Raw genomic sequence first — 2,114 nt, forward strand, 5'->3', positions numbered from 1 at the left:
CGCAGCGGGCGGGTCTGCCGGAGTACCGGTCGGTGATCACCCAGCACCTGCTGCGGCACCGGGGACTCGACGCCGCCACCCAGTCGGTCCTGGCCACGGGCGGCACCACGGCCGCCGTCGTCGAGATCGCCGCGGCGGCCCTGCGTCCGGGCGACGTCGTCGCCGTGGAGGAACCCGGCTACCAGCGCGCCGTGCGCGCGTTCCGGTACGCGGGGATGCGGGTCGTGCCGGTCGGGGTGGACGGCGAGGGACTGCGGTGCGGCGACATCCCGCCCGGGGTGGCCGCGGTGTACTGCTCACCCGCGCACCAGTACCCGATGGGTTGCCGGATGAGCGCCTCCCGCCGGGTCGCCCTGGTGGAACGCGCCCGCGCCGACGGGTTCCTGGTGTTCGAGGACGACTACGACGGGGAGCTGCGCTACGACGTCGCCCCGCTGCCGATGCTGGCCGCGCTCGCCCCGGACGTCGTCGTCCACCTCGGCACCACGAGCAAGATCCTCACGCCGACGCTCGGCGCGGGGTGGATGGTCGCCCCGCCGGGGGTGGCCTCGGCCGTGCTCGACTACCGCGATGTCACCGGTACCCGCGCCTCCCCGGCGGGGCAGCGGGTGCTGGTGGAGCTCGCCCGGCACGGTGACCTCGGCAGGCATCTGCGGAAGCTGCGCCGGGAGCTGTCCGAGCGCCGGTCGATGTTGACCGGCGCGCTGCGCCGCGCGGGGGTGCCGTACCTGGGGGACGACGCGGGCGCGCACCTGGTGGTGCCCCTTGAGTCCGGGGACGGGGAACGACGCAGGCTCGCCGAGGGACGTGAACGGGGACTGCTGCTCGACGGGTTGGGCAGGCACTTCGCGGGCACTCCCCACGCGGCGGGCATCGCCGTCGGGTACGCCGGCTGCTCGCGTGCGGAACTGCGACAGGTGCTCGGGGTGCTGGTCGAGGTGCTCCGGCCGAGGCGAGGGTAGGGTGCCGACCCATGAGTAGCCGCAAGACCCGAGTGGCCGTCGTGTTCGGGGGACGCAGCACCGAGCACACCATCTCCTGCGTGTCCGCCGGCAGCGTCATGGGCAACCTCGATCCCGAGCGGTTCGAGATCGTGCCGTTGGGCGTCACCCCGGACGGTGGCTGGGTGCTCGGCACGAGCGATCCCGACCGGCTGCGCATCCACGGGCGGGACCTGCCGTCGGTGGAGACGGGGGACGCGCTCGTGCTCGCCGGCGACCCCACCACGGGCGGGGTCGTGCGCCTGGAACCGGGGCGGCGCGCCGAGGTGCTCTCCGGGGTGGACGTCGTCTTCCCCGTGCTGCACGGGGCCTTCGGCGAGGACGGCACGATCCAGGGCCTGCTCGAACTGGCCGACCTGCCCTACGTCGGCGCGGGGGTACTGGCCAGTGCCGCCGCGATGGACAAGGAGTACACCAAGAAGCTCCTGGCGGCCGAGGGACTGCCGGTCGGCGACTACACCATGGTCCACCGTGGACAGTCCTCCCCCGATGCGGCCGACGTCGAGCGGCTCGGGCTGCCCGTGTTCGTCAAGCCCGCGCGGGCCGGATCCTCGATCGGCATCAGCCGGGTCACCGACCGGGCACAACTGGACGAGGCGGTGGCCACCGCACGGCGGACCGACCCGAAGGTGCTCGTGGAGGCCGCGGTCAGCGGGCACGAGATCGAGTGCGGGGTGCTGGAGTTCCCGGACGGACGGGTGGAGGCGTCGCTGCCCGCCGAGATCCGGGTGGTCGGCGACGACGCCGACGCCTGGTACGACTTCGAGACCAAGTATCTGGGCGAGGCCGCCGAGCTCGACATCCCCGCGAAGCTGGACGACGAGGTCACCGAGCGGCTCCGGGCGTGCGCGGTGCGGGCGTTCCACGCCCTCGACTGCCAGGGACTCGCCCGGGTGGACTTCTTCGTCGGTGACGACGGCACCCTGACCATCAACGAGGTCAACACCATGCCCGGCTTCACCACCACCTCGGCCTACCCGAAGATGTGGGAGGTCACCGGGCTCGACTATCCCTCGCTGCTGTCCACGCTCGTCGACACCGCGCTCGCGCGCGGCACCGGCCTGCGCTGACCACGCGGCCGTCCCGCCGCCGGGGTGCCGCCCCGGTGCGGCA

2 protein-coding genes are annotated in these 2,114 nt (G+C 73.6%); both read left to right on the forward strand.

Annotated features, from left to right (window positions below; genetic code table 11):
• The coding region (locus SACHA_RS0100690; RefSeq protein WP_019806374.1) for an aminotransferase-like domain-containing protein at positions 1-962 on the forward strand (962 nt) is incomplete at its 5' end.
• Between the two features lie 11 nt (positions 963-973).
• Positions 974-2,071: a D-alanine--D-alanine ligase family protein gene (locus SACHA_RS0100695; protein WP_028662759.1), complete on the forward strand. Its 1,098-nt coding sequence runs from the start codon at positions 974-976 to the stop codon at positions 2,069-2,071.
• The last annotated feature ends 43 nt before the right edge of the window (positions 2,072-2,114 follow it).

It is taken from the genome of Saccharomonospora halophila 8 (genome assembly GCF_000383775.1).
Classification (GTDB): domain Bacteria; phylum Actinomycetota; class Actinomycetes; order Mycobacteriales; family Pseudonocardiaceae; genus Saccharomonospora; species Saccharomonospora halophila.